General features: G+C 40.9%; 16 protein-coding genes and 1 tRNA gene. 15 read left to right on the forward strand and 2 right to left on the reverse strand.

Features of this window, described 5'->3' with window-relative positions:
• The first annotated feature begins 603 nt into the window (after window positions 1–603).
• From CDG76_RS00875 to CDG76_RS00915, 9 genes are all read left to right on the forward strand, one after another.
• On the forward strand, window positions 604–2,184 hold the full coding sequence (locus CDG76_RS00875; protein ID WP_094347231.1) for a group II intron reverse transcriptase/maturase: 1,581 nt from the start codon (window positions 604–606) through the stop codon (window positions 2,182–2,184).
• A gap of 96 nt (window positions 2,185–2,280) precedes the next feature.
• A complete protein-coding gene (locus CDG76_RS00880) occupies window positions 2,281–2,619 on the forward strand; it encodes a four helix bundle protein (protein WP_094347232.1) in 339 nt (112 codons plus the stop codon).
• Window positions 2,620–2,679: 60 nt separating this feature from the next.
• Window positions 2,680–3,786 carry a zinc-binding dehydrogenase gene (locus CDG76_RS00885; protein WP_094347233.1) on the forward strand — a complete coding sequence of 369 codons (1,107 nt, stop codon included), beginning with the start codon at window positions 2,680–2,682 and terminating at the stop codon, window positions 3,784–3,786.
• Window positions 3,787–3,816: 30 nt separating this feature from the next.
• Entirely contained in the window at window positions 3,817–4,638 is an 822-nt protein-coding gene (proC, locus tag CDG76_RS00890) for a pyrroline-5-carboxylate reductase (RefSeq protein WP_094347234.1), read from the forward strand.
• A 102-nt stretch (window positions 4,639–4,740) separates the two neighbouring features.
• Window positions 4,741–6,756 carry an ABC transporter ATP-binding protein/permease gene (locus tag CDG76_RS00895; protein WP_094347235.1) on the forward strand — a complete coding sequence of 672 codons (2,016 nt, stop codon included), beginning with the start codon at window positions 4,741–4,743 and terminating at the stop codon, window positions 6,754–6,756.
• 260 nt (window positions 6,757–7,016) lie between these two features.
• Window positions 7,017–7,754 carry a 2OG-Fe(II)-dependent halogenase WelO5 family protein gene (locus CDG76_RS00900; protein WP_223265091.1) on the forward strand — a complete coding sequence of 246 codons (738 nt, stop codon included), beginning with the start codon at window positions 7,017–7,019 and terminating at the stop codon, window positions 7,752–7,754.
• Window positions 7,755–7,900: 146 nt separating this feature from the next.
• Window positions 7,901–8,626 carry an alanine--tRNA ligase-related protein gene (locus CDG76_RS00905; RefSeq protein ID WP_094347237.1) on the forward strand — a complete coding sequence of 242 codons (726 nt, stop codon included), beginning with the start codon at window positions 7,901–7,903 and terminating at the stop codon, window positions 8,624–8,626.
• 1,079 nt (window positions 8,627–9,705) lie between these two features.
• On the forward strand, window positions 9,706–10,863 hold the full coding sequence (locus CDG76_RS00910) for an AAA-like domain-containing protein (protein WP_094347238.1): 1,158 nt from the start codon (window positions 9,706–9,708) through the stop codon (window positions 10,861–10,863).
• Between the two features lie 753 nt (window positions 10,864–11,616).
• A complete protein-coding gene (locus tag CDG76_RS00915; protein WP_094347239.1) occupies window positions 11,617–13,032 on the forward strand; it encodes an AAA-like domain-containing protein in 1,416 nt (471 codons plus the stop codon).
• Window positions 13,033–13,283: 251 nt separating this feature from the next.
• On the opposite strand, the gene CDG76_RS00920 is transcribed toward CDG76_RS00915, so the two are convergent.
• Both CDG76_RS00920 and CDG76_RS00930 read right to left on the reverse strand, forming a co-directional pair.
• Window positions 13,284–13,355, reverse strand: a tRNA-Val gene (locus CDG76_RS00920).
• Window positions 13,356–13,686: 331 nt separating this feature from the next.
• The gene (locus tag CDG76_RS00930) at window positions 13,687–14,175 is read right to left on the reverse strand and encodes a DUF1499 domain-containing protein (RefSeq protein WP_094347241.1); all 489 of its coding nucleotides are present in this window, start codon (window positions 14,173–14,175) and stop codon (window positions 13,687–13,689) included.
• A gap of 196 nt (window positions 14,176–14,371) precedes the next feature.
• Between CDG76_RS00930 and CDG76_RS38925 the strand changes: the two genes are divergently transcribed.
• The 6 genes from CDG76_RS38925 to opcA all read left to right on the forward strand — a co-directional run bounded on the left by CDG76_RS38925 (window position 14,372) and on the right by opcA (window position 20,793).
• Entirely contained in the window at window positions 14,372–14,503 is a 132-nt protein-coding gene (locus tag CDG76_RS38925; RefSeq protein WP_262984294.1) for a hypothetical protein, read from the forward strand.
• Window positions 14,500–14,763 carry a hypothetical protein gene (locus CDG76_RS00935; protein ID WP_094347242.1) on the forward strand — a complete coding sequence of 88 codons (264 nt, stop codon included), beginning with the start codon at window positions 14,500–14,502 and terminating at the stop codon, window positions 14,761–14,763. The genes CDG76_RS38925 and CDG76_RS00935 overlap by 4 nt, the downstream gene beginning before the upstream one ends.
• Before the next feature lie 324 nt (window positions 14,764–15,087).
• Entirely contained in the window at window positions 15,088–16,137 is a 1,050-nt protein-coding gene (fbp, locus tag CDG76_RS00940) for a class 1 fructose-bisphosphatase (protein ID WP_094347243.1), read from the forward strand.
• Window positions 16,138–16,445: 308 nt separating this feature from the next.
• Window positions 16,446–17,591 carry a transaldolase gene (tal, locus tag CDG76_RS00945; RefSeq protein WP_094347244.1) on the forward strand — a complete coding sequence of 382 codons (1,146 nt, stop codon included), beginning with the start codon at window positions 16,446–16,448 and terminating at the stop codon, window positions 17,589–17,591.
• Window positions 17,592–17,718: 127 nt separating this feature from the next.
• On the forward strand, window positions 17,719–19,248 hold the full coding sequence (gene zwf / locus CDG76_RS00950) for a glucose-6-phosphate dehydrogenase (RefSeq protein WP_094347245.1): 1,530 nt from the start codon (window positions 17,719–17,721) through the stop codon (window positions 19,246–19,248).
• 168 nt (window positions 19,249–19,416) lie between these two features.
• Window positions 19,417–20,793: a glucose-6-phosphate dehydrogenase assembly protein OpcA gene (gene opcA, locus CDG76_RS00955; RefSeq protein WP_094347246.1), complete on the forward strand. Its 1,377-nt coding sequence runs from the start codon at window positions 19,417–19,419 to the stop codon at window positions 20,791–20,793.
• Window positions 20,794–21,199 lie beyond the last annotated feature (406 nt).

Genomic DNA, 21,199 nt, shown 5'->3' on the forward strand with positions numbered 1-21,199 from the left:
GGGGAATGGAAAAAGAACCAATCAAAAGTCATGAAGATTTAGAGTGCGATTCGTTGATTAGTGAATCACGGTAATCAGTCCGTAAATAACTAATCCAGCCCACAGCAGATTACTGTCACTAAAGGCTGAACTCTCGGTCAGATGTAGGTGAAAGCCCTACCATTCAGACTCAGAATTGACTCCTTATCTGCCCACACCGAACAAGCTCGGTTCTTGTAGAGTGAAGCTGGGAACAGGGCGCAATCAGACGACCGTTGCGGGTTGACACTGGCGCTAATAGGGAGTTCCCACGATGAAACAGAGCCTATAAAAGCGACTTACTGCAAGGCAGGGCGCAACACAAAATCCCTGACCTCACTGGAGATTCATTCCCGCCAAAATATTCTGAAGTAACAGGCAAGAGTCCAGGGAATCCAGTAGTTGAATTGGCTACATCTAAAAGGAACTATCAATCTCTCCGAGGGAACGAATAAAAACGAGTTGCGGGTCTTGGGGCAGTCGAACCCCAGGTAGGCTAGACGAGAAGCGGAATCCTCGCAAGTCGGGTAGGACAGACCGTAATTGGTCTGAGGTGTTCAGAATACACAAACTCTAGAAGAGAAAATGATTAGACACAGTTGTAAAACCAGTGAATCTTGGAAAGCTTTACCGTGGAAGAAGTTCCGCCGTAACCTTTTCCGCCTTCAAAAGCGCGTGTACAAAGCCGTTCAAGTTGGAGACAAACGGAAAGCTAGGTCACTCCAAAAGCTTATTCTAAAATCCACCTCGGCTCGATTTCTTGCAATTAGACTTGTATCTCAGCTAAATGCTGGTAAAAAGACGGCTGGTATTGATGGTAAGAAATCCCTCTCATTTGAAGAACGCTTCAATCTTGAAGAACTACTGAAAATGAATAGTGGAAACTGGAAGCATCAAGGACTACGGGAAATCCCCATCCCTAAAAAGGACGGGACTACCAGAATGCTTAAAATACCAACCATCGCGGATAGAGCTTGGCAATGCCTCGCAAAATATGCACTAGAAGCAGCACACGAAGCAACGTTCCACGCCAGGAGCTACGGGTTTAGAACTGGGCGCTCTGCCCATGATGCTCAAAAATACATCTACAATAACCTACGTTCCTCCTGCAAAGGAATAGAAAAACGAGTTATTGAACTCGATATCGAAAAATGCTTCGACAGGATTAACCACTCAGCAATAATGGACGAACTCATTGCCCCCAAAGGCTTAAAACTCGGTATCTTCCGATGCCTTAAGGCAGGAGTAAACCCAGAATTCCCCGAACAAGGAACACCTCAAGGGGGAGTGGTCAGTCCGTTACTAGCTAACATCGCGCTCAACGGGATTGAGAGTATTCACAGATACCACGCCGAATACAAAAACAGTAGAAGTATCACACCGAAAACCTCGTCCGAGAAAATTGTCGAACCATCAGTCCGATACGCGGATGACATGGTTATTATACTTCGACCCGAAGACGATGCGATAGAGATACTTGAAAGAATCAGCGAGTTCCTCCGCAAACGCGGAATGAATGTAAGCCAAAAGAAAACCAAAGTTACCGCCGCGACAGATGGGTTTGATTTCCTCGGCTGGCACTTTAAAGTCCAGAAAAACGGAAAGTTCAGAAGTATTCCCTCAGTGGACAACTTTAAAGCTTTTCGTAAGAAAGTAAAACACATCATCAACAACTCGAATTATGGTGCTACCACAAAGGCTGAGAAATTAGCCCCAGTAGTAAGAGGTTGGAGAAATTACCATAAGTTCTGCAAGATGGACGGGTCTAGAAACTCGTTATACCACATCCAAAAAAGAGCTTACACGGTATTCAACAAGGAAACCAAGCAAAACCGCTACTCTAGTAAGAAACTACTAGACAAAGCACTCCCAGCAGTTCCCTACTCCGAAAATAAACACGTCATGGTTCAAGGAATAAAATCCCCCTATGACGGAAATATAGCCTACTGGAGCGAACGCAGAAGCAAGCTCTACGATGGCGAAACCTCTAAAGCTCTTAAGAAGCAAAACCATAAATGTGCCTCCTGCGGTTTGAAATTCATTGATGAAGAAAAGGTACACCTGCACCACATCGACGGAAATCATGCCAACTGGAAGAAAAGTAATCTTGAAGCAATTCACGAGAGTTGCCACGATTACAAACACATGAGCAAAAGCGCAAGCTAAGAACATCGGGAGCCGTGTACACGGAAACGGGTACGCACGGATCTAACTGAGAGGTGCGGGGAATAATATCCCCCATCGACTCAACCAGTATACAAAATGGCGTTTGATGTAGCGATGAAAATTTTTGAATTATCTAAAAAGTTTCCCATAGAGGAAAGATATTCGTTGACTGACCAAATTCGTAGGTCGTCACGCTCTGTTTGTGCTAATTTAGCCGAGGCATGGAGAAAACGTCGTTATGAAGCTGCTTTTATTGCAAAATTGAATGATTCTGAAGCTGAAGCCGCAGAAACTCAGACTTGGCTTAAATTCGCTGTGAAATGTGGTTATTTAGACGTTGATACAGGTAGAGAACTTTATGGGCGCTTAAATCAAGTTTTAGGCATTTTAGTAACCATAATCAATAATCCATCACCCTGGCTCATAAAACGCTAATTTCTAATCCCCTGCTCCCTGCCCCCTGCCGCTTGTCCAAATATAGTGAGGTAATGATTTATGCCCTTAGCAGCTGTGATGACTGCACCTAATCAACCAGTTGAAGTACAACAATTACCAGACCCGATTCTAGAAAAGGGTGGAATCATTATTGAAACCTTATATTCTGAGGTTTGTGGAACTGATGTACATTTACTACGTGGGCATTTAGAGGGAGTACCCTATCCAATTATTCCTGGACACTTCTCAGTCGGTCGTGTAGTAGAAACAGGTGGGCCGGTTAGTGATGTCAATGGTAAATTAATTCAGCCTGGAGCGATCGCTACTTTTTTGGATGTACACGAAACCTGTTACAACTGCTGGTATTGTCTGGTAGCCAAAGCATCCACTCGCTGTCCACAACGCAAAGTTTATGGTGTCACCTACTCCGCAAATGATGGCTTACTGGGCGGTTGGTCTGAACTAATTTACCTCAAACCAGGAGTTAAAGTTTTAACTTTACCCGAAGAAGTCTCGCCAAAGCAATTCATTGCTGGAGGATGTGCTTTACCAACTGCACTACACGCTATTGATCGAGCGCAGATTCAAATTGGTGATGTTGTCGTGGTGCAGGGTTGCGGGCCTGTGGGTTTGAGTGTGGCAATTCTAGCTTTGCTTTCAGGTGCGGGTAAAGTAATTGTCATTGATAAATATGAAAGTCGCTTAGTAGTTGCCAAATCTTTTGGTGTAGATGAAACCCTTGTAATTGAGGCTAACGATCCACAACAACATATTGAACGGGTTTTGGAATTGACGCACGGACACGGTGCTGATGTCACTATTGAAGCCACAGGCATTCCCATCGCTGTCAAAGAGGGTTTGAATATGACGAGAAATGGAGGTCGCTATGTTATTGTCGGGCATTACACAAACACGGGTGAGATTCTCATCAATCCCCACCTGGAAATTAATCTAAAACATATTGATATTCGCGGGACTTGGGGAATTGATTTTAGCCATTTTTACAGAATGATTGAATTACTAAAACGTCATAGTGATTCCAGAAAAAATATTGCTTGGTCAAGCATAATTAGTCGTTCATACACACTACAAGAAATTAATCAAGCGCTGGCAGATGTAGAGCAAGGCTCTGTATTAAAAGCAGTGATTCAGCCCAATATATCTTGATGCCAACAACATATTAAATAAGGAGAATATATGCTTGGAGATTTAAAAATTGCCTTTCTCGGTGGTGGCACGATGGGCGAAATGATAATTAGTAGATTGTTATCGACGAAAATTGTTCAAAAACCCGATCTAGTTATAGTCAGCGATCCAGTTTCTGAGCGATGCCTTCATTTAGAGAGGGAATATGGAGTACGTACTACAACCTCCAATATAGAAGCGGTTATTGGCGCATCTATTGTGATAGTGGCAGTGAAGCCGCAGGTTTTAGCCTCTGTTATGGCTATGTTGAAGGATAAAATTTCACCTGATGTTTTAGTAATTAGTATTGTGGGTGGAGTAAGTATTTCATCTCTGTGCCAAGGGTTGAATCATCCTGCTGTTGTGCGTACAATGCCGAATATTGCAGTACAAGTTGGTCATGGGACTACGGTGTGGAGCGCATCATCAAGTGTGACAGAGATACAGCGATCGCATACCCAAGTCATTTTACAAGCATTAGGCAAGGAATTTGCTACTCAAAATGAACACTACCTTGATATGGCAACGGCGTTAAGTAGCGCCGGGACTGGGTTTATATTTTTGTACATCGAAGCAATGATTGATGCTGGGGTTCAGATGGGTTTAACTCGCGCACAAGCCCAAGAGCTAACATTGCATACTATTGCTGGCAGTGTAGAACTTATGTTTCAGACTGATGAACATCCAGCAGTCTTACGAAACAAGGTAACTAGTCCTGGGGGAGTGACTGCTACTGGTCTTTACGAGTTAGAAAAAGGTGGTATGCGAACTGTCATTTCTAATGCAGTGCTTGCTGCTTTAAGCCGCACTCAACAATTAGGTAAGATCAGTTGAAAAATTAGTGTTGAGTGGGATTGTTTATTCGGTGATTATTACTGATTAGTCAACACTAAAAAGTATTAATTTTGATAAAAGATTTTAATTTTTTTCTCAAATATGCCAACCCAAGTTGTTCAAGTTCAACCCGCAACAAATGCGTTTTCAAGTTTTATCCAATTCTGGGAAGATGTAAAAGCGATCGCTGGGCCTTACTGGTATCCAACAAAATCAGGCGAAAGAGCATTCTCAGACGTTATTCGCGCCTGGGGAATGCTTATTCTCCTAATATTACTAATCATCGCACTCGTAGCTGTAACTACTTTTAATAGTTTTATTTATCGCTATTTGATCGATGTGATCATTCAAGAAAAAGATTATTCTAAATTTACTTATAATATATCCATTTATGCTGTTGGGCTTGTTTCGATAACGCTTTTAGTAGGATTTACTAAATTTGTTAGAAAACAAATCGCTGTTGACTGGTATCAATGGCTGAATAATCACATTTTAAATAAATATTTGAACAAGCGTGCTTATTATAAAATTAATTTTAAAGCCGATCTTGATAACCCAGATCAACGTTTATCTCAAGAAATTGAACCAATTACTAGTAGTGCCCTCAGCTTTTCAGCTACTTTGCTAGAAAAAATACTAGAAATGATAACTTTTTTAATAGTTGTCTGGACAATTTCTCAACAAATAGCTGTTGCTCTGCTTGTCTATACGATTATAGGCAACTTAATTGCTGCTTATTTAAATCAAGGATTGATTAAGATTAATCAGGCGGAACTTGAATCTAAAGCCGATTATGCTTATGCCCTAACTCATATTCGTAATCACGCTGAATCCATAGCTTTTTTTCAAGGAGAAAAACAGGAACTAAATATAATTCAACGCCGATTTATTAATTTAATAAAAGATATTAAACAGAAGATTGATTGGGAAAGAAGTAAAGAAATTTTTAACAGAGGATATCGGGCTGCTATCGAATTTATCACACTCATAGTACTTGCGCCTTTATATATTAAAGGTGAAATTGATTTCGGACAAGTTGGACAAGCTATTTCAGCTTGCTATATGTTTGCTGGTGCTTTAGAAGAATTAATCCGTGAATTTGGCGTTTCTGGAAGATTTTCTAGTTATGTTGAGCGTTTATCTGAGTTTTCAGATGCCTTAGAAGCAGTTACCAAACAACCCGAAAATGTCAGTACTATTAAAACAATAGAAGAAAACCATCTCGCTTTTGAGAATGTCACCTTACAAACGCCTAACTATGAGCAGGTAATCGTTGAAGACTTGTCATTGAACGTTCAGCCTGGAGAAGGTTTATTAATTATCGGGCCGAGTGGTCGAGGTAAAAGTTCTCTGTTGAGAGCGATCGCTGGTTTGTGGAATGCGGGAACTGGCCGTTTGGTACGACCTCCCCTAAAAGAAGTATTATTCTTACCCCAACGGCCTTATATCATTTTAGGGACTTTGCGCGAACAGTTACTTTATCCTAATACGAATCGTCAAATGACCGACGCAGAACTTAAAGACGTTTTGCAACAAGTAAACTTGCAAAACTTGCTAAGTCGAGTTGAAGGCTTTGATACTGAAGTTCCTTGGGAAAATATATTATCTCTGGGAGAACAACAACGCCTTGCCTTTGCACGACTGTTAGTTACTCATCCTAACTTTACTATCTTAGATGAAGCAACAAGTGCCTTAGATTTAACAAACGAAGGAAGTTTATATCAACAGTTACAAGATACGAAAACAACGTTTATTAGTGTTGGACATAGAGAAAGTCTATTTAATTATCATCAATGGGTTTTAGAACTGGCACAAGATTCCAGTTGGCAACTTTTACCTGTGCAGGATTATCGGTTGCAAAAAGCAAAACAAATTGTTACTAATACTTCCGAAAATACCGAAATCATAATAGATAATTCATCTCAAGATAAATCTCAAAATGAGTTAGAAATCAGTACAAGTACAAGACTTTCTCATAAGGAAATGAATGCATTAACGTACTATTCCGTTTCCACTATTAGAAGTAAGGCAAGCAAAGGGGAATCTATCACTACTAGGGACGGCTTAACCTATCGCTATGATAAAGATCCCAAAGTGTTGAAATGGGTGAGAGTTTAGCGCCTACCATCCACGAGGGGCTAAGATGAAGCAATTTTTGGCAAACATTTAAAATCCTCAAATTTTTTAATGAAATGATACTTGTGCGAGAGAAAGGGGAGAAAGCAAGTTCCCCTCTTCTTGTGGATTATCACAATCGCCAAACTTTTTGATAGCTTAAATATGAAATAAAAAAGTCTTATAACAATTTAATTTACAAGAAGAGTGAGAAATTTACCATGCTAAGAGCAACTAAGTGGCAAACCTTAAATGACTGTGAAATGAACCCGGAAAATTTCCAAGCATTGCTGAGAAATGATATTCCATCAATTCGCATTTCTCAATTTGCTTCATCTGAAGAATGTAACAAATTAGCTCTGGCAATTGAAAAAGTTGGCTTTGATTTTTATAAAAATGTGGAACCCCCAATAGGAAGAATTGGAATTACCCAATTTGAACATAGAAATAGGGATAAGTTGAGATACTTTGATGTGGTTAAAAAAGCCAAGAAAACTTATAATCAGGTGGCTTCCTTCTCTTTTGACCCGCTAAAACGTTTGGCAACAATTCTACGTCAGAATGTATCAAATCAAGTACAGATTGCTTACGAAAAGGAAGCCTGTGAGTATTATTTTGCCGGATTGATACGTCATATTAATGTTGCCTTATTACATATAGACTTTGCTCAATTAGATGCTCCAGATTGGGGAATAGGAAATATTACCTCACAGTTAGTATGGAATCTCTATGTAAAAGCGCCTAGCCAAGGAGGTGTCTGCAAAGTCTACAACCGACAGTGGCAGCCCGAAGATGAAAAATATAAAACTCCTGGTTCGTATGGCTACGATTATTCCTTAATAGCCACTTCAGAAGTAAAACATAATATTCCACTGGCAGGAGATTTGGTCATCTTTAACAGCCGTAATTTTCATGAAGTCTTACCAGGCATTGGAGAACGTATAACAATTAGCTCTTTTATTGGAAAAATGCCAGGAGGTGATTTAGTCTTTTGGTCGTAAAGGCTAATTAGAACCTATAAGTAAGTCGGTGCTAATATTTCCAGCTAATTTATATTTATTCATATACATTGAATTTTTCTCACCGACTTACTTAAGGGATAAAATTAGTAATCATCGTTATTAAAGCCAAGTAGAGAGATTTATCTATGTCCACAGTACTTACTTATCTTGAAGACACCTATAAATTTACTGATAAGGCTCATGTTGAGTATGTTACCAATGATGAGCGGGGTTATTATTGTGTACTCGATAGCACTGTGTTTTATCCACAGGGTGGTGGTCAGCCCTCAGATATAGGCACTATTGAAGCAAAAGGAGTTCAGCTTCCAATCACTTTCGTAAGCTTTGTAGATGGAGATGTTCGTCATTATGGAGATTTTTCATCTGTATCCTTAGAAAAAGGCGAAGAGGTAACTTTATCTGTTGATGAAGCCCGTCGTATGCAGAATACTAAGGCTCATACAGCTGGACATCTTATGTACACCATAGTCGAATCCCTTGATAAAAATCTAATCGCAGTTAAAGGGTATCATTTTCCAGATGGTTCCTATGTAGAGTTTCAAGGAAGCCCTTCGTTTGAAAATACAGAAACATTTATTGCTGAAGTTAATACAAAAATTAGTGAAGCTTTAAATGAAGTTAGCAGTGTAGAAGCTTCACTAATTACGCCTGAAGAATTAGCAGTACGTTGGTCTAATATCTCCAATAATTTACCTCCAGGAAAACCTTTGAGAGTAGTGACAATTGGCAATCTTCATCCAACTCCATGTGGGGGGACTCATTTAAAATCACTTAATGAATTAAAAAATGTAGTAGTTACTAAAGCAAAACGTCAAAAAGGAAATCTCAAGGTCAGTTATAAATTTGAGTAAATTAAGGCTTTTTATTACGAGGTAACAATCGCATTTCCTTGATTTAGAATAATTGCTTCATTATTTTAATTTATCAACCCATGTTTGCTACCGAGACTTAGACTAGTTCCCGGTGTTAAACTGTAAAGTCACAGTTTTTACATCTATGTTTCCAGGTGCAAAATATGAGGTTAAGAATTTTTTTAAGTTTTTAGTTCAAACCATAACTTACTTTTTTATTAACTGTCTTAACTATCTCAAAAATTTACTTAAATGCCTTAACTTTCCTTGATTTTTATTTTCAGCTAAGAGAAGATAAGTCTGCAAATGATATTGTGATTAGAGGATGTCTGAAAAGTTTTTTTGTATACACCTAAACCTTGCAGATCCCCCTAAATCCCCCTTAAAAAGCAGGGCTGATTCATTCCCCAAAGAGCTTGAAAAATCAAGGGTTCTAGCGATTAAAAATTAGTTATTTTGTTACTAGCGTGCCGATGAAACCAACTATTTTACTGATATTTCAGTGCTTAAATGTTCATCTCTTCGTCACGCTTACTTACAATTTTCTTGCTAACCATCTTGACAAATCCTGTTTGAAATGGAATGAATCAGCCCTGCNACCAAAGCTTTATAAGGGGAGGGTTAGGGTGGGGTAAAACTTTGGTTAATCAGCTATTTCAGACTTGTGTGTACACCGTAGCTTTTTTAAGGGGGGTTAGGGGGGATCAATAAATATTTGATACTTTTCAGACATCCTCTTAACTTTAGGACTATTTCTTCTTGAGCGATTGCTCTTTATTTATCTTAAAAAAAAAATTTGCTTTGTTTATAGTTTAATTTAAACAAAATTTAGAGGAAGTAAGTGCAATGATTCAGAAAGCTTGGCATATAGCATAAAAATTAGTAATCAGCTATTTTCTGAGGGTGATGAAACAGGGCGATCGCCATCAGATAATGCAAGGAAAGATAAGACATTTAACACTTAAATAATATTAAAAATAATAGAAATAAGAGCTAAAGCCTATCAAAATATTGATATTTTTAAATATAAAATTGTTTAAACAATTACAAGTATCCCTATTTATAGGGTTGACTTGACTATGAGATATCAAGTTGGTGGTAGCCTGAAGTATGATGACTCTACATATATTGTCCGTCAAGCAGACGAACAAATTTATACTGGATTAAAAACAGGAGATTTTTGTTATGTCTTCAACTGCCACCAAACAGGCAAATCATCTCTGCTACACCGAACTATTCATCGCTTAGAAAAAGAAAATCATATATGTCTTTATCTGAGTTTAGCTCTATTAGGTACTAATCAAATTACACCTATACAATGGTATAAAGGCATTATTTTCAGCTTGTTTCACAAGTTAAATCTGACAGAACGGATTAACTTTGGGAGTTGGTGGGAGCAACAATCAGAGCTTGATCCTGTACAACGACTGTATCAATTTGTTGAAGAGGTGTTGCTGAGAGAAATTCAAAATAATCGCATTTTCATCTTTATGGATAATATTAATAGCCTGCTAAGTTTGAATTTCCCGGTCAGCGATTTTTTTATCTGGATTCGTTACTGTTATGAGCAGCAAGCACACAACCCAAACTTTCAACGCTTGAGTTTTGCTTTGTTTGGTGTAGCCAGTCCATCTAACTTAATTGCCGATCGACATCGAACTCCCTTTAACATTGGTCAAGCAATTAAGTTATGTGACTTTCAATTACATGAAGCTATGCCCTTAGCTGAAGGTTTAGAAGAGGTAGTCAGCCAGCCACAGGCAATATTGCAGTATATTATTTATTGGACAAGAGGACAGCCGTTTCTCACGCAAAAGCTTTGTCAGTTAGTTGTGCAAGTTGCCTTAGAAAGTTATAAGGCAACAATTACCATACCGAATGGTACTGAAGGATATTGGATAGAACAATTGGTGCGATCGCACATTATTCAATATTGGGAATTCCAAGATGAACCTCAACATCTCCGTACCATAAGAGATCGCTTACTTTTTGACGAACACAAAGCACGAAAGTTATTAAAAATTTATCAACAGGTGTTACAAGTAGAGGAACTAAGGAATAGGAACTCGATAGAGAACTTGATACCAGCCGATAATAGTGAAGAACAGACAGAACTGTTGCTATCTGGTTTGGTGGAAAATTATAACGGCTATCTGAGAGTTAAAAATCCGATTTACCGGAGTGTTTTCACTCCTCAATGGGTATCAAGACAGTTAGAAAATTTTCTCTTTTCTTAATAGGAACTAGTAATCAGAATACATCTGTTAAATAAGTTCTGCATTGCTTGTCTGACAAATAAGTATAAATGGCTACTAAAAATACATCATCTAGTCGTATATCTGTGGACTTTGCTTGTGCATAATTTCTGCCAAGTTTTGATTACAAGTAGTTCTACAACTATTACAGCAGTTTTCTTTTGCATGAGGTACAAAGTCACTGGTTTTGAGGCAGGAGGCAGAAGGCAGGAGGCAGGAGGCAGGAGGGAGAAGAATAATTTGATTTGTGAATCCTTCCTTGGTTCTGTACCTCATTTAGCTGCAAACTGCTGTAATACTCAATACTTAGAGTTATACTAAAGCGATAATATTTTTGCAACAGACCAACAAAAAAGTCATAAATTATATAAGTTAAAAATATTACATTATTTATTTAATGACATTTGTACAAATTCAGGCAAATACAAGTCCTTTATTTCATCAGAGAGTTTTTGCAAGAATACCATCAAAACACCGAGTTGAAAAGTGGGAAAAGTGGGAAAAGTAGGAAAAGTAGGATAAATAGATAATTGATGTCAGTCTTTACTATCAAGCTAATATAATGTAACTTAGTCCATCAATGAAGGCAGGAGAAAAACTGCCCTGTGTCTGCGGCCCGTGACCGTAGGTAACAATAGTGTATCAAAAATTTTTACGTTCAATTCCAGTATCAGTAGGCAAATAGAAAAAATTATTGCTTGTGACACTCATTTATCATAAATACCTGTAACAGCAATGTATAAAACTAAACGCAGACGAGGAGTTGTACTAACATCCACAGGAATTAAACGGTTACAATCAGCAATTCTTTCTGTGGAGATAGTAGAAAATAAAGGCGGACACTTGAGTTTAGAAGAAATAAGTTCGCGCATTCATGTTTCTAGTAGAACTTTGAGCAAATTATGGTCTTTAAGTGAAAGTGTAGATCAAAAAACTATAAAACTCTGCTTTAGCGCTTTTAATCTAGAATTACATAGCGAAGACTACACCATAGTTAATAAAGCAAATGAGACTGAAACATCTGAGTTATTGTCTATTGCAAATATAGAAAAAGATTTATCTCAACGTTCTGAATTAACCTCATTTGTCGAAGAACATCACACACAAATTGAACAGATAGAAAGTCTTTGGTCATACCCGGATGGCCCCGTACCTTTAGATTCTCACTTTTATATTGAACGTCCTCCACTAGAGAGAAAGGTTTATCGAGAAGTAACTACTAGTGGCTGTGTGATTCGGATTAGATCCCCCAAACAGATGGGTAAAAGTTCTCTTGTGTTGCGGCTTTGTGCCTTTGCACAGAAACTTGGGTATCACACTGTGAATCTAAATTGCTACCAATTCGATAGTGAGTGTCTAACTGATTTAAATAAACTGTTGCGTCGTCTTTGCTGGAAAATTGCAACAGGGTTAGGTATTGACCCCAACCTCAAAGAAAAATGGAATGAAGAAATTGGCTACAACTTGAGTAGCAGCTTCTATTTAGAAAACTATTTGCTCGAGCAATGTCAAAACCCAGTGGTTTTGGTGTTTAATGAAGTTGACCGTTTTTTTCAATATCCTCACATTTGTCACGAGTTTTTTGCTTTGTTGAGGTCATGGTGTGAGGAAGCACGACACAATCCCAACTGGCAAAAGCTGAGGTTAGTAATGGTTTACTCAACCGAAGAGTACATCTCTATGGATATTAACCTCTCTCCTTTTAATATTGGTCTACCTATTCGTCTGAACGATTTTACTCAACCACAAGTAGAAGATTTAGCTAGGCGGTATGGTTTAGACTCGTTTAAAGCTAAAGATTTTGCCAAACTGATGTCACTAGTAGGAGGACATCCAGCACTAATTCAGATTAGTTTGTACTATCTTTGCTCTCAAGAAATGACCCTGCAAGAAATAATAGAGGATGCGATGGTCAATGGTGGCATCTACAGATATCATTTATGGCGACACTGGCTCAAACTGCAAGAAAATCCTAGATTGGCAAAGACCTATGCTGAAATTGTGGCAGCAAAGCAAGATATTTATCTTAATCCTATTGACACTTACAAGCTTGAAGGTTTGGGATTAATTCGCTTTGAGAGCGATCGCGTCTTACCTCGTTACGGACTCTACCAAGCCTATTTTGCAAAACAGCTATCGACAATTGTTTGATAGAGCAACAGTAAGGCACTGACTCGATATCAAGTACTGCGTAGGCGTAGCCCGCACTTCTCTACGAAACGCTGCGCGTAGCCTGCTTCCACGTTCGCGGAGCGTGCCGTAGGCAAGTGGTACGGCAAAGCTCAGTGACCACCGTAGGCATCGCAGTTTCGTTTCTTGCGCGGTACGGTATTACGTAATAGTTGTGCTAAGTGTAACGAACCAACTACGCCATTGAAGTTTCGATTTTGTCTGTGTATAAGTGGGCGATACTGGATTTGAACCAGTGACCCCATCCGTGTGAAGGATGTGCGCTACCCCTGTGCTAATCGCCCAAGACCTTTTATATTACCATAAATAGCAACATAAGTTGAAATGCCAAAGGCTTACTTGCTGCGCCTACGCAATTGAAGTGATTCATCATCATTGCCGTATGTCACGCAAGGACTGTCAATTATGAGTGCTGGCTCAAATGAATTGCAGAAAACGACGGTAGAACAATTAACCCCAAATTCGCCAGGGTGAATGCATTTTATCGCTTCTTCTACTAAGGTATGGAAAGCACAATCATTGCAGATAGTCTGAGATTTCTCCACTAAGTATAAATTTTTAAATGGTATTGCGATCGCACTTCTATCAGTTAAATGAGAATAAGTAGCGACAAAATCAAATGTTTAAATCGCGTAGAGCCAGACGAATTTGCTCGGCTCGTCTGCGGTTGACACCAAGATCGGATTCTCCCACGCGCGAAGCCGAGCGCAGATGAATTACTGACTCATTAGGAGGTAAATAAAATTCTACATCATCAACAAATTGGAAGATGCGGCTTTTAGAAAGAGCGTGGATGTAATTATCTGTTTGTTCTACAATTTCTGTACGGGGAACAACACCGATAACTTTTAGTAAGATTTCTCTAGCTGCATTGCGGTCTACATGATAAGGAATCGGGTCGATGGCGTGTTTTTCATCTGCGTTTTGACTGACAACACAGTTGTCTGAAGCCGGACAAGAACTAAGATGACCATTATCAACTCCCAAGCTAGAAGCAGCCCAAGTAGCCCCAGGAAGTATTAAACTACTAATCAAAGTTAAGAGTATTGCAAAAGCGATACTCCGTAAGAATCGCTGCCGGAATGCTGTTAGCAGACGGGACATAATAAATTTACTCCTTTTGTGCGGTTATTTCGGGTGAGTACTGCGAATTGCTGGTTCGCTCTACAGATTATCATCTATCCAGCCACACTCTGAGTTTGGGCAATCACAATGTAGCCGCGCCGACCAGTCCCTTGTGCCATTATTCCTGCCAATAACGGAATCAAGCCAAAAAAGTGACCAATAATTCAGATTTCCATTGACTACGAACCCAAAATCATTAGCAGGGGTTGCGACTGCATTCCCTGGTGATTCCAGCTTTGACTCGGAAGAATTGGCTGGTATCGGCTTTGTTGTGGCCAATGTTAAAAAGTTTGATGGTTGTAGATGAATATAGGAATAATCCAGCCTTACAGTAACGGGTTTTTAGAAGTTGTACCAGAGAGCGATTATTGGCAGATTGCAGCTATACACATCAATGGCCAAGCCTACTGCCCTACTCCTCAGCTTTATCGTTCAGAAAAAGTGGCATTAGCAAAAGCAACACAAATTTATGATTGGATAGCTGACCACGAACACCAAATCAGTGATGAGGCTTACTACTGCCCTGAATTGAAACTCATCATCTGGCAGCAACCAAAAGTATCTTAGTTAACCAGGCAGATTGCTTGCCTTGGGCAAATCTGATAGTAGTTTCGTATTAATGTTTCAGAGTAAAGCTATAGTCCCTGCCGCAAATGTGGGGATTTTAGTTTGTTGATAGGATGTGTAGCCATACCCGCCCGCTTCAGAAAGTCGTGTTAAGTCGAAGTAGCTAGGCTCTAGGTGCAGGGGTAACTGAAGATTCATTTCTTTAGTTTATCTAAAGTCGCATCTAAGTTATCAAATTACCTTTCTAAGATAGAAGCAGCAACTATAAGTTGCTATAGATGACTAAAACCCAATTAACAGCTAGTGGCTGCGGAGAACATAAAAATGACTAAAGCGCCAGAATCTTTAGACTTATCTGCCTACGATGCTACAGACAGAGCCTTAGATCGTGACTGTACAACCTTATCCCGTCACGTCCTCCAACAACTTCAGAGTTTTTCGCCAGATGCACAGGATTTAAGTGCGCTGATGAATCGCATCGCCCTGGCCGGGAAACTGGTTGCTCGTCGCATGAGTCGCGCTGGTTTAATGGAAGGCGTTCTGGGATTTACTGGGGAAGTTAATGTCCAAGGCGAATCCGTCAAAAAGATGGATGTCTATGCCAATGATGTATTTATCTCAGTGTTTAAGCAAAGCGGCTTAGTCTGTCGCCTCGCTTCTGAGGAAATGGAAAATCCCTATTACATTCCCGAAAATTGCCCCATTGGCCGCTATACCCTGCTGTATGACCCAATTGATGGCTCATCCAACACTGATAATAATCTCAGCTTAGGTTCCATTTTCGCCATTCGCCAACAAGAAGGAACTGATAGCGATGGTAAGGCAACTGATCTCCTCACCAACGGACGTAAGCAACTCGCTGCCGGATACATCCTGTATGGGCCTTGCACAATGCTGGTTTATACTATAGGTAAAGGCGTTCATTCCTTTGTTCTTGACCCCAGCTTAGGAGAGTTTATTCTCACAGAAGAAAATATTCGCATTCCTAACCACGGTTCTGTTTACAGCGTGAACGAGGGTAACTTTTGGCAGTGGGAAGAATCGATTCGAGAATACATTCGCTACGTTCATCGCACAGAAGGCTACAGCGCTCGTTATAGTGGCGCAATGGTGAGCGACATCCATAGAATTTTGGTTCAAGGCGGCGTGTTTCTCTACCCAGGCACAATTCAAAACCCAGAAGGAAAATTACGCTTGCTTTATGAAACTGCTCCTCTCGCCTTTTTAATTGAGCAAGCAGGTGGCCGTGCTACTACAGGACTGGTAAATATCTTGGATGTGGTACCAAAAAAACTGCATCAGCGCACCCCTTTAATTATTGGTAGCAAAGAGGATGTCGCAAAGGTGGAGTCTTTTATTCAAAACGGACACTAGAAGACAATTCGTAATTCGTAATTCGTAATTCGTAATTACTGTTACGTAAGGGTTTTAGACGTTTTATAAGAGTGACTTATTTCCTCTGTGCCGTACTCTCATCTGCCATTAATTAAACGTTAATCATGGTGATTTAGGATTGGGAATGCAAAATAGCGCTTTTTGAAGATCAATTAAGGATTATCTCAGCTGGCCGATGCAATAAGTGATTGGCAACGCCACAATTCAAAAGTAACCATCAATATTTGATGCGTTTTGCCAAATTTACTTAGAAACATCACTATACAGGAGTGAAACAAATTAGAGCTATGTCTACCAATCATCTACTAGAAATTAACCAATACGGTCAAAGTATCTGGATGGATAATTTGACCCGTGACATTATTCAATCAGGTGAACTCAAAGACATGGTTGAAAATCAAGGTATATCTGGGATTACTTCAAACCCAGCTATCTTTGAAAAAGCGATCGCTGGTAACGTTATTTATGATGCCGATATCGAAGCCGGAGTTCGGGCTGGCTTACCCATAGACAAAATTTACGAATCCCTAGTTTTTGCAGATATCCGTAATGCCTGTGATATTTTACGCCCTGTTTATGAAGCCTCGAATAGACTAGATGGTTATGTGAGTATTGAAGTACCGCCAACCATTGCCCATGATACTGAAGCAACCATAACCGAAGCCCGCCGCTATTTCCAAGAAATTGGTCGGGAAAATCTGATGATTAAAATTCCTGGTACAGAACCTGGTTTGCCAGCAGTAGAACAGGTAATAGCCGAAGGGATGAATGTTAATATTACGCTGCTGTTTTCTGTAGAAAGCTATGTAAACACAGCAATGGCTTATATTCGGGGCTTAGAAAAACGGGTGGCTGAAGGTAAGGACATCAGTAAAATTGCTTCAGTCGCTAGCTTCTTCCTCAGCCGAATCGATAGCAACATTGACGGCAAGATTGATGCTAAGTTGAAAAAAGGCGTTGATGATATTTCTGTGGAAGCAAAGCTAAGAGCTGTTAAAGGAAAAGTAGCGATCGCTAACGCTAAGATTGCGTATCAGGAATACAAGAAAATCATTAGAAGCGAGCGTTGGCAAGATTTGGCAGCAAAAGGGGCTACACAACAACGGCTACTTTGGGCTAGCACCAGCACCAAAGACCCCGACTACAGAGACGTGATGTATATCGAAGAGTTGATTGGTCATGATACCGTCAACACCGTACCACCAGCGACGATTAAAGCTTGTGCCGATCATTGTAACGTAAGCGATCGCTTAGAAACTGATGTAGACAAAGCTTACACGCTAATCGAAAACCTCAAAGATCCCGACATCAACATCGATCTCGATAACGTAATGGATGAACTGTTAATCGATGGTATTGACAAGTTTATCCAGCCCTTCCAGTCCTTGATGAACTCTTTAGAAGACAAGATCAAGGTATTGTCACCAGTGTAGGGACTGGGTATTGGGGACAAGGGGGACAAGGGGGACAAGGCACAAGGGGAATAACCCATGCCCCATGCCCCATGCCCCATGCCCCATGCCCAATCTCAAAATCCAAAACCCAAAATCCAAAATCGTTATGGTTAGTCTGCTAGAAAATCCCTTGCGCGTTGGTCTGCAACAACAAGGGATGCCCGAACCCCAGATTATAGTCATTTTTGGCGCTTCTGGCGATCTCACCTGGCGCAAACTAGTGCCAGCACTTTACAAATTGCGGCGAGAACGGCGTATTCCACCAGAAACGACCATTGTCGGTGTGGCACGTCGAGAATGGAGCCATGAGTACTTCCGTGAACAAATGCAAAAGGGCATGGAAGAAGCCCATGCTGATGTCGATTTAGGGGAACTCTGGCAAGATTTCTCTCAAGGTCTGTTCTATAGCCCTGGAGATATAGACAACCCTGAAGGCTACCAGAAACTGAAAAACTTATTGAGTGAATTAGACGAAAAACGGGGCACGCGAGGTAATCGTATGTTTTACCTCTCGGTTGCCCCCTCATTCTTTCCTGAAGCGATTAAGCAGCTAGGAAGCGCCGGGATGCTAGAAGATCCCTACAAACATCGTCTAGTAGTTGAAAAACCCTTTGGTCGAGACTTGGCTTCTGCCCAGAGTCTTAACCAAATGGTACAAAAATTTTGTAAAGAAAACCAAGTATACCGCATTGACCACTACTTGGGTAAAGAAACAGTCCAGAATTTGCTGGTGTTTCGCTTTGCCAATGCGATTTTTGAGCCGTTGTGGAATCGTCAATTTGTTGACCACGTGCAAATTACCGTGGCAGAAACCGTGGGAGTGGAAGACCGGGCTGGTTACTATGAAAGCGCCGGCGCACTACGGGATATGTTGCAAAACCACTTAATGCAACTTTACTGTCTAACGGCGATGGAAGCACCCAACGCAATGGATGCCGACAGCATCCGCACAGAAAAAGTGAAGGTACTCCAAGCTACTCGTTTAGCTGATGTTCACAATTTGTCGCGGTCAGCAGTACGCGGTCAGTATAGTGCTGGCTGGATGAAGGGTCAAGCAGTGCCAGGGTATCGGACAGAACCAGGCGTTGCTCCCAACTCCACCACACCGACCTACGTCGCCATGAAGTTTTTGGTAGATAACTGGCGCTGGAAAGGTGTTCCTTTCTACTTGCGTACCGGGAAGCGGATGCCAAAAAAAGTCAGTGAGATTGCCATTCACTTCCGTGAAGTTCCGTCTCGGATGTTCCAATCTGCCGCTCAACAGACAAACGCCAATATTTTGACGATGCGGATTCAGCCGAATGAAGGTATTTCCCTGCGTTTTGATGTCAAAATGCCGGGGGCAGAATTCCGTACTCGTTCCGTTGACATGGACTTTAGTTATGGTTCCTTTGGCATCCAAGCAACATCTGATGCTTATGATCGCTTATTCCTTGATTGTATGATGGGCGATCAAACATTGTTCACCCGCGCGGATGAAGTAGAAGCCGCTTGGCAGGTAGTAACGCCAGCCCTTTCCGTTTGGGATGCACCCGCCGACGCCAATACTATTCCCCAATATGAAGCTGGAACCTGGGAACCAACAGAAGCAGAATTCTTAATTAACCAGGATGGCCGTCGCTGGCGCAGACTTTAGAAAGTTAGGAGTGATGAGTTAATAGTTAGGAGTAATAAATTATGAGTTTTTGAGTTAATAATTCAGTTATTCTAACTCCTAACTCCTAACTCCCAACTTTTAACTCCTAACTTCTAACTTTTAACTCCTAACTGATTCACCAAACAAAGCTGACAACTCAAAACTACTATGGCTCCCCAAGCTTCTACAATTTATTCACTTCAGGCGCCAAAAGATATTTCGCTTAACGAAATAGAAGCGGAACTTAATCAAATTTGGCAAAGTTACGGCATTACTGGCGAGGACGGTGGGCTTCCTGCTGCCACTCGCGCCACAACATTTACCTTAGTGGTTTACGAACCCGAAGAAACCCAGTATCTTTTGGCTACTTTGGGATTTTACAACGGCCCGCTTGACGGGATTTTAGGGCCTCAGATGGTAGCTGCCTTGCGGCAAGTGCAGAGAAAACATGCACTACCAGATACTGGAACAGCAACACCTGAAACTCTGGCTATCTTGAGAGAAGAATTCGTTAAACGTCAAGGAAACGGCGCTGCGGGAGACAATGCTTCTATTGAACTTCCCAGCTTAAATGCCCCAAGCCCCAGAATTGCTGATGAAATCGCCCTCCGCAACCCTTGCCGGATCATCGCGCTATTTCCCATTACTGGCGAAGATGAAGGGGTGAAAGCTCAAGTTTCTGCCTATTGCCCGATCCAAAAGCAATCTTCAAGTACACTAATTTGCTGCGAATACATCACTCTCAGTGGTACTGCTGCTGCCTTAGAACGCATCGGTGGTATGATTCCAGCATTGTTGATTGGTGGCTTACCAAAGTTTCTCTGGTGGAAAGCAACACCAGACCCCAATAACAGTCTATTCAAGCGGTTGGCAGCCGTCTGCAATAATGTGATTGTGGATTCTTGCCGTTTTAACGAGCCAGAAAGTGACTTACTCCGCCTGCAAGAATTGGTGGACAGTGGTGTTCCCCTAGCTGACCTCAACTGGCGTCGCCTTTCAGCATGGGAGGAATTGACAGCTGAAGCTTACGACTCACCTCATCGTCGGGCTGCCCTTCGGGAAGTTGACCGAGTAACTATTGATTATGAAAAAGGCAACCCCGCACAAGCATTACTGTTTTTAGGTTGGTTGGCAAGTCGTCTAGAATGGCAGCCTGTTTCCTATAAAAAGGAAACCGGAGATTATGACATCACTCGTATTAACTTTATTGCCCAAGACCAACGGGAAATAGAAACCGAATTAGCGGGCGTTCCCCTTGCTGATGTGGGCGATATTGCTGGCGACTTGATTGCTTTGCGCCTCAGTTCGACCAATCCGAAGGCAGATTGTGGGACAGTAATTTGCTCGGAAACTGGTGGTTGTATGCGGATGGAAACCCACGGCGGCGCTCAATCTGCCGGTCTGTTTCAACAGGTGACTTCACTTTCAGAACAAAAGGCGGAAGCTTTGCTGAGTCAGCAGGTACAACGCTGGGGTCGTGAGTCACTTTTTGAAGAAAGTCTAGGGATTACAGCGAATATTTTCAAGTTGACAACAAATAGTTAGTTGCGCCTGGAAACAATAAAAGTTACCAAAATTGCCGAAATCAAACACAAACTCTTCAGATTTTTGGATATTTCAATCATCTGGAGGGTTTTTCTATTTTCCTTGGAGGGAAGAGACGCGATGAATCGCCGTCTCTACAAGCAAGAGACGCGATGAATCACCGTCTCTACAAGAATCAATCCTTTGTATATACGGCGATTTATCGCGTCTTTGGGGATCAATAATTTTCATCAAAAAACCTTAACCAAACCGTATTGCATTAACATAGCAAGTTGATGCACTAACATAACAGGTCGATGCATTGGCATAACAAGTCGATGCATTGGCATAACAAGTCGATGCATTGGCATAACAAGTCGATGCATTGGCATAACAAGTCAATGCATTGGCATAACAGGTCAATGCA

The sequence above is a fragment of the Nostoc sp. 'Peltigera membranacea cyanobiont' 210A genome, assembly GCF_002246015.1.
GTDB lineage: Bacteria > Cyanobacteriota > Cyanobacteriia > Cyanobacteriales > Nostocaceae > Nostoc.